The 7,795-nt window shown below is 66.3% G+C and carries 8 protein-coding genes; 3 read left to right on the top strand and 5 right to left on the bottom strand.

All coding sequences use genetic code 11. The features are described from left to right. Positions 1–33: 33 nt before the first annotated feature. Positions 34–2,307, bottom strand: coding sequence for a replicative DNA helicase (gene dnaB / locus GD1_RS23375; protein ID WP_053777208.1), 2,274 nt, complete (start codon positions 2,305–2,307; stop codon positions 34–36). A gap of 500 nt (positions 2,308–2,807) precedes the next feature. On the opposite strand from dnaB, the gene GD1_RS23380 reads away from it, so the two are divergent. After that, a complete protein-coding gene (locus GD1_RS23380; protein ID WP_059039911.1) occupies positions 2,808–3,470 on the top strand; it encodes a hypothetical protein in 663 nt (220 codons plus the stop codon). A gap of 265 nt (positions 3,471–3,735) precedes the next feature. On the opposite strand, the gene rplI is transcribed toward GD1_RS23380, so the two are convergent. The 4 genes from rplI to rpsF all read right to left on the bottom strand — a co-directional run bounded on the left by rplI (position 3,736) and on the right by rpsF (position 5,478). Then, positions 3,736–4,188, bottom strand: coding sequence for a 50S ribosomal protein L9 (gene rplI / locus GD1_RS23385; RefSeq protein ID WP_020793041.1), 453 nt, complete (start codon positions 4,186–4,188; stop codon positions 3,736–3,738). A gap of 21 nt (positions 4,189–4,209) precedes the next feature. After that, positions 4,210–4,464, bottom strand: coding sequence for a 30S ribosomal protein S18 (gene rpsR / locus GD1_RS23390; RefSeq protein ID WP_020793036.1), 255 nt, complete (start codon positions 4,462–4,464; stop codon positions 4,210–4,212). A gap of 66 nt (positions 4,465–4,530) precedes the next feature. Next, complete coding sequence (locus GD1_RS23395) at positions 4,531–5,058, bottom strand: single-stranded DNA-binding protein (RefSeq protein WP_020793040.1); 528 nt, start codon at positions 5,056–5,058, stop codon at positions 4,531–4,533. Between the two features lie 138 nt (positions 5,059–5,196). Further along, complete coding sequence (gene rpsF / locus GD1_RS23400; RefSeq protein WP_020793037.1) at positions 5,197–5,478, bottom strand: 30S ribosomal protein S6; 282 nt, start codon at positions 5,476–5,478, stop codon at positions 5,197–5,199. A 171-nt stretch (positions 5,479–5,649) separates the two neighbouring features. Between rpsF and GD1_RS23405 the strand changes: the two genes are divergently transcribed. Both GD1_RS23405 and GD1_RS23410 read left to right on the top strand, forming a co-directional pair. Then, positions 5,650–7,092 carry a glycosyltransferase family protein gene (locus GD1_RS23405; protein ID WP_059039913.1) on the top strand — a complete coding sequence of 481 codons (1,443 nt, stop codon included), beginning with the start codon at positions 5,650–5,652 and terminating at the stop codon, positions 7,090–7,092. Between the two features lie 37 nt (positions 7,093–7,129). Beyond that, the gene (locus tag GD1_RS23410) at positions 7,130–7,708 is read left to right on the top strand and encodes a GNAT family N-acetyltransferase (protein WP_059039915.1); all 579 of its coding nucleotides are present in this window, start codon (positions 7,130–7,132) and stop codon (positions 7,706–7,708) included. Positions 7,709–7,795: the final 87 nt, after the last annotated feature.

Here is a 7,795-nt window from a genome sequence, read left to right on the forward strand (position 1 = left end):
CTAGTCTCAAGACTCACCGATAGCGGCAGCTACTCAGCCACGCGCCATATCCACGAACTTCGACAGGTGAAGTTGGTGTGCCACAGTGATTGTCGCGGTCGGACCGTTACGGTGCTTGCCGACGATGATGTCGGCCTCGCCGGCACGCGGGTCGTCACGCTCGAAGGCGTCGGGGCGGTGCAGCAGGATCACCATGTCGGCGTCCTGCTCCAGCGAACCCGACTCGCGGAGGTCGGAGACCTGTGGCTTCTTGTCGGTACGCTGCTCGGGTCCACGGTTCAGCTGGCTGATCGCGATCACCGGAACCTCGAGTTCCTTTGCCAGCAGCTTCAATTGGCGGGAGAACTCCGAGACCTCTTGCTGTCGGGACTCGACCTTCTTACCCGAGGTCATCAGCTGCATGTAGTCCACCACGACGAGTTTCAGGTCGTTGCGCTGCTTGAGACGACGCGCCTTGGCGCGGATCTCCATCATCGTCAGGTTCGGTGAGTCGTCGATGAACAGCGGAGCCTCGGAGATCTCGCCCATCCGGCGGGCCAGTCGCGTCCAGTCGTCGTCGGTCATGGTGCCGCCGCGCATGTCGCCGAGCTTGACCTTCGCCTCCGCCGACAACAGGCGCATGACGATCTCGGTCTTGCTCATCTCCAACGAGAACATGGCGCCGGTCAGGCCGTTGTGGATCGAGCACGACCGCAGGAAATCCATTGCGAGAGTGGAGTTGTGGGTGGGAACCATCGCCTCACCGGCGAGGTAGAGGTGCTCCTCGTTGTCCACCTGCACGCATCGCACGGGCACGCTGTCGACCGGACGGACCGACACCACCCGGCGGACACCGGATCGACGACGGAGTTCCTTGTGCCGCACCGCTTTGTGATGGACGGTGAACACGTCGTCGTCGGCGTCGACGCGCAACCAGCCGGTGGCCGAACGGCGGTAGGTGTAGCCCAGACCGGCCACCAGGTCGGCCACCACCTCGGTCATGTGACGGGTGGCGGCGGGCACGATGATCCAACCGTCGTCGTCGACGATCGCGCGGGCGTCGAGCAGTCCGGCGAGCAGCGCACGACGCTGCGCGATCGAACCGCGCAGGTACTCATAGGGAATCCGGCCACCGAGGTCGGCCATCAACGTCATCACGTCGACGGGCCCCTCGGCGTCGATCCGCATGCCGATCTCGGGGTCGTCGAAGGCCATCCCGGCCAGGGCGGCTACGGTGTAGGGCCCGTAGGCGAAGTTGCGGCGCGGCAGCTCCAGCGGCCGGGTGTTGCGGATGACCGCACTGCCGACATGCCCCCGCAGGGTCTCGGTGGTCATCACCTGGGTCTGGTCGTCGACGTCGGCGACCCACTGGTGCTGGGCGTCGGCGACGAGGACGTTGCCGTCGCTGAACTCGACCTCGAAGCACGGCCGGTCGGTCATCACCTCGGTCGCCGCGACGACCGTGGTGGGGCGACCGTGTGCGTCGAGCAACCGGTCGCCGACGGCCACCCGACCCATGGTGGTCCAGCCGGTGGGCGTGGGCAGCGGGGTGTCAAGGGCGAGCGCCTTGCCGACACCGGGGCGGGCCGCGACGATGATCATCTGCCCCGGGTGCAGCCCGTTGGTGAGCTTGTCGAGGTCGGCGAAGCCGGTGGGGACGCCCAGCGACAGACCGCCCCGCGAGGCGATCGAGTCGATCTCGTCCATGGTGGGCTGCAGCAGCTCTTCGAGCGGGACGTAGTCCTCGGCGGTGCGGCGCTCGGTGACCTCGTACACCTCGGCCTGGGCGCGGTCGACGACCTCGGCGACGTCCTGGCCGTCGGCGCCGGCATAGCCGAACTGCACGATGCGGGTGCCCGCCTCGACGAGTCGGCGCAGGATGGCCTTCTCGGCGACGATCTCCGCGTAGTAGCCGGCGTTCGCCGCGGTCGGCACCGTCGAGATCAGGGTGTGGATGTAGGGCGCACCGCCCACGCGGCGCAGTTCGCCTGCGCGCTCGAGCTCGGCGGCGACGGTGACCGCGTCGGCGGGCTCACCACGCCCGTAGAGCTCCAGGATCGCGTCGTACACGGCCTGATGGGCCGGGCGGTAGAAGTCCGCGGGACGGATGCGCTCGACCACGTCGGCGATGGCGTCCTTGGACAGCAGCATGCCGCCCAGGACGGACTGTTCGGCGGCCATGTCCTGCGGAGGCTGCCGGCCGAACTCCTCGGCCGGGATGTCGGCGTCGTCGAAGTCGTCCTTGCGGCCCTTGCCGCGGAAATCGCCCTTGCCTTTCCGGCCGCCGTCGAATCCGCCGTCGTGCCCCCGATCATCGACAACAGCCACTGAACGTCAACCTTCCACCGAACGGGGCCGGCGCCGAGATGGACACCGAAACTTCCCCTACAACCGGGATCAACCATTACCCCGCGACTCCGACAAAAACGGGGCCGGATTCCCTCCCATGCCACGTGTGCAATGGTCTGTGAGCTGACCTTAGGGGCTGCGGCGGCACCAGCTCAAACCGTCCTGTGCATGAACCTGTGCAGCAATTGTGGAGGGCGTGTGAGCAGCGCAGGAGCCGTTGTGCACCCACTGTGGAATATCTGGGGAATTCGCGTGTGAATGCTCCCATACGTGCAGGTCAAGGCGGTTCTCAAATTCCACAGGCACAACTTCTTTGTTCCCTCGGCGTGTCGGGGGGAATGTGGATGCCGGGCGTGTTGTGATACTCGACAACTCACAGTTGTTGACCAGCCGATGAACTCTGCGTGGAACAGGGTTGACCAACCCTTGGGACGACGAATGCGGAGATGTGACTCACAACCGACCCGCGCTGTGTTGCAATGGGGACCGTGCACAGGTTCCGATCGTCGGCCGGTGTCGCCCGCATGATCGCCACCGTCGGGGTGTCGGCGGCAATCATCCTCGGGCTTCCCGCGACCATGTCTTCCCCCGCCGCGCAGGCCGCGCCTGCGGGCCCCACGATGCCGGTCGAGTTCGACCTGGCCCGGTACACACCGGTCGATCCCGACCACTACCGTTCCCTGGCCTACGCCGACAACGGACGCTCCTTCTTCACCACCGGCAGGTGGATGTGCCAGGTGGGCCCGCAATACCGCTACGTCGGCTGTCAGGGCCGTCCGGCCACGGCCCCACGCAACACCCTGGGCGCGGCGATCGCCGGCGACCAGCAGGGGCCGTGGTGGGTTCAGCCGGGCCTCGGTGAACCGACCTACCGGTTCGGTTCCACGACCGGCTTCCGGCCGCCGCAGCTGCGCGTCGGTCAGCGGGTGACGATCGGCGGGGTCACCTGCACGGTCCCGCGCGCCGACACCGTCGCCTGCCGCACCGGTGCTCGTGCCCTGATCTTCACCCCGGGCTGGCACAAGTTCTTCTTCCCGGCCTGGGACACCAAGGCGCACAGCGCGAATCCCGCCCCACGGTATCTGCCACCGCGGTTGCAGTACTGGAACCAGCTTCCGGCGTCGCCCCCGCCGCCGAAGTAGCGGGCCTGCGCCCGGTCAACGGATTCGAGCGCCCTGTCAACGAATCCGAGCGCCCGGTCAACGGATTCGAGCGCCCGGTCAACGGATTCGAGCGCCCGGTCAACGGATTCGAGCGCCCGGTCAACGGATTCGAGCGCCCGGTCAACGCGTTCGAGGGCCCGGTCAACGCGTTCGAGGGCCCGGTCAACGAGTTCGAGGGCCCGGTCGACGACAAAACCCGCCGGACACTGTGTGCCCGGCGGGTTTCGTTGTGTCCGTGCAGGTGTCAGCCCGCGACGACGGCAACCTCGACGGTTGCGGTGACGTCGGCGTGCAGGTTCACCACGACCGGGTACGAGCCGGTGGCCTTGATGTGGCCCTTGGGGAACTCGACGTTGCGCTTGTCGACGACCGGTCCACCCGCAGTACGGATGGCGGAGGTGATGTCGGCGGCGGTGACCGAACCGAACAGCTTGCCCGAGTCGTGGGTCTTGACGGTCAGCGAGACGCCGGACAGACCCTCGAGGGCCTGCTTGATCTCGTTGGCGTGCTCGAGGCCACGCACCTCGCGGGCGGCCTGCGCCCGGCGGATGTCCTCGACCTGCTTCTCCGCGCCACGGGTGGCCTTGATGGCCAGCCCACGCGGGAGCAGGTAGTTGCGGCCGTAGCCGTCCTTGACCTCAACAGAATCGCCGGCCTCGCCGAGGTTCTCGACGGCAGCAGTCAGGATGAGCTTCATGTGTGTTCTCTTCCCTTCCGCTTATCGGCTGGTCGAGGTGAAGGGCAGCAGGGCCACCTCACGCGAGTTCTTGACGGCCACGGCGACGTCGCGCTGGTGCTGCACGCAGTTGCCGGTCACGCGACGCGAACGGATCTTGCCGCGGTCGGACAGGAAACGACGCAGCAGCGCGGTGTCCTTGTAGTCGATGACGGACTTCTTGTCCTTGCAGAAGGAACACGCCTTGGTCTTGGTGACCTTTTCGACGCGAACCTTCCGGCCTTTTTGCTTAGCCATGTGTTGCTCCAGTCAAAATGCTTGCGAACGCACGTGGGTAGACGTCGCCACAGGTTCGCGTATGTATCAGAAAGGTGGTTCGTCGTCCCCGCCGAACGACGACGACCCACTGCTCGCGGGTGCAGAGCCCCAGGGATCGTCGGGCACCGACTGCGCCGATCCGCCTCCGCTGCGGGCTGCGCCGCCACCGGAAGACGAACCGAAGCCGCCGCCACCACCGCCACCGCCGCGCGAGGCCCGATTGACCTTGGCGGTGGCATATCGCAGCGAGGGGCCGATCTCATCGACCTCGAGCTCCACGACCGTGCGCTTCTCACCCTCGCGGGTCTCGTAGGAACGCTGCTTGAGCCGTCCCTGAACGATGACGCGGGAGCCCTTGGTCAGGCTCTCGGTGACGTTCTCCGCAGCCTCACGCCAGATGTTGCAGCGGAGGAACAGCGCTTCGCCGTCCTTCCACTCGTTGGTCTGGCGGTCGAAGGTACGCGGAGTGGAGGCCACCGTGAAGTTGGCCACCGCGGCACCCGACGGCGTGAACCGGAGTTCCGGGTCGGCTGTCAGATTGCCAATGACGGTGATGACCGTATCGCCTGCCATGTGTCTCCCCTTGGTCGTGGTTGGGCACTCGTCGATCGATGTGCACCGGGCTGCGGCCACGAACGGATCGTGGCCTCATGGGTGTCACCCTAGGGCCCGGTACCGACTAACTCGGCACATCCAGAAGAAGCCTGTGGATTACTTCCGCAGGACCTTGGTACGCAGCACCGACTCGTTCAGCTTGAGCTGGCGATCCAGCTCGCTGACCGTCTTCGGCTCGGCGTTCAGGTCGACGACGGCGTAGATGCCCTCGGTGTGCTTGGCGATCTCGTAAGCAAGACGACGCTTGCCCCAGATGTCGACGTTGTCGACCTTGCCACCATCAGTGCGGACCACGTTCAGGAACGTGTCCAGCGACGGAGCAACGGTGCGCTCGTCCAGATTCGGGTCGAGGATAACCATCAATTCGTAATGACGCATGTGACCACATCACCTCCTATGGGCTCATCGGCCACGGACTGTCCGCGGCAGGAGGGTCGCCTGCGTCGGCAACCCGTCCAAGATACACGAGGTTGCCCTGACCTGCGAAATCGCCCTCTTCGCCCAGGGTGGCCGGGCGTGGGACGTCGACGACCCCCTACCCTGTAGCCCATGTCTGAGGGCCTGAACACCCTGTATCGGTACGGGCGTTTCACGTTCTCGCGCCGCGGGGACATGGTGCTGATCCTGACGGTGTCGCTGCTGCTGACACTGTTGCTGCTGGCCTGGGGATACCAGGTGAAGGCGGCGTGCGGTGGCGAACCGTACTTCCCCGACGGGCGCAGTCACCGCTGGCCGGTGGGCGACCCGAACGCGATCGTCCCCTGCTATTCGGACCTGATGTATCTGTGGGTCGGACGCGACATCAACAATCACGTCTTCCCCTACATCCACGGCGGGATCGGCGCCGACGGCCAGCTGTTCGGCGGCGTCGTCGAATACCCGGTGCTGTCGGGGCTGCTGATGTGGCTGGGCGCAATCGGTGCGAACACCGACCTGCAGTTCTTCCAGCATTCGGCACTGCTGCTGGCACCGTTCGGTCTGGCCATCACCATCATGCTCGCGGTGCTGACCCGCTGGAACGTGCTGTGGTGGGCGGCCACACCGCCGCTGGTGCTCTACGCCTTCCACAATTGGGAGCTACCGGTGGTGGCCACCACCGTCGCCGCGGTCGCGGCCATGGCATGGGGTGCGAGCCTGCATCCGGCGACCGGGGAACGGCGGTGGAGTCTCCGCACGAGCGGGATCGTCGCGTCGGTGCTGCTGGCGATCGGGTTCTGTCTGAAGCTCTATCCCGGGTTCTTCGTCCTACCGCTGGCGATCTACGTGCTGACCCGCGGCGACGGCGCACCGGTGGTCGCCGGCGCCCGCAAGGCACTCGACTGGGTGGGCGCGGTGTGGGTGGCCGCGGCCGCGGCGATCACCGTGATCCTGGTGCAGTTGCCGTTCATGATCCTCGGCTACGACGGCTGGAAGGCGGCACTGACGTTCCAGGGCAAACGCCGGGCCGACGTCGACACCAACTCGATCTGGTACTGGGGTCTGCGGCATCTCACCGGTGGCCAGAACGACACCTACAACTCACTCGTCGGAGTGCTCTCACCGATCCTGATCGTCGCGTCGTTCGCGCTCGCGATCTACCTGGGATGGCGGGTGTACCGCAATGGCGGGGCCTACCCGTGGCTCGGCGTGTGCGCGGCGATGCTGGCCGGGTTCATGCTGTTCCACAAGGTGCACTCCCCGCAGTACACGCTGTGGATCCTGCCGCTGTTCGTGCTGCTGCGGATTCACTGGTCGGTCATCGTCGCCTACCTGATCGCCGACCTCTCCCTGGATCTCACGATCTTCCGGCTGTTCGGCATCCTCACCTCGGGCGCCCCGATGAAGTGGTGGGTGATCGGCGGGGTGAACCTGGGCGTGTGGGTGCATGCGGTGCTGCTGGTCTATCTGATCTTCGGGTTCGTCCGCGCCGGGATGCGCGAGCCGCTCGCATCGATCGGCCGCCGGCCGGCACCGGAGGAACCCGAGTCGACGCCGGTGCCCGCGCCGGTCTGATCTGCCCCGGGATCCCCCCATCCGTGAGGAGACGATGATGAGTTCCTGGCTCGGTACCGGCGCCCTTGTCGGTGAGCGGGTGACCTTGCGGCCGTTCACCGTCGACGATGCCGACGCACTCGCACAGGTGGTCGCCGACCCGGATCGGTTCCGCTGGACGTCCGGAGTGCCCATCGACGTCGACGCCGCACGTGCCTGGATCGATACCGCACTCGCAGATCCAGAACACCGGGTCGCCTACGCCGTCGTCGACAACACCGACGGCACCCTGGTGGGGTCGACGAGCTTCTACGACATCGACGCCACTTCTCGGGCGACCGCGATCGGCTACACCTTCTACGCCGAACGGGTTCAGGGGACGACGGTCAATCCGACGGCCAAGTTCCTGCTGATGCGGCACGCCTTCGAGGACTGCGGCGCAGTGCGGATCGTGTGGCACACCCACGCCGAGAACGCACAGTCCCGTTCTGCCATAGCGAAACTCGGAGCCCAGTTCGAAGGACTCCTGCGCAAGCACCGCCGATTCGGTGACGGATGGCGCACCACTGCCCAGTACGCGATGACCGACGACGACTGGCCGGAGGCGAAAGCCCACTTGGTGGATCGGATCTCGTAGGTTCCGGTTCCGGTTTCCGACGCCGCGGCTCAGCGTGGTTCGGATGCGACGGGATGAGCTGGTTGCGTTCCGACGTCGGCCGGCGGA

This window comes from Gordonia desulfuricans NBRC 100010 (genome assembly GCF_001485495.1).
Taxonomy (GTDB): domain Bacteria; phylum Actinomycetota; class Actinomycetes; order Mycobacteriales; family Mycobacteriaceae; genus Gordonia; species Gordonia desulfuricans.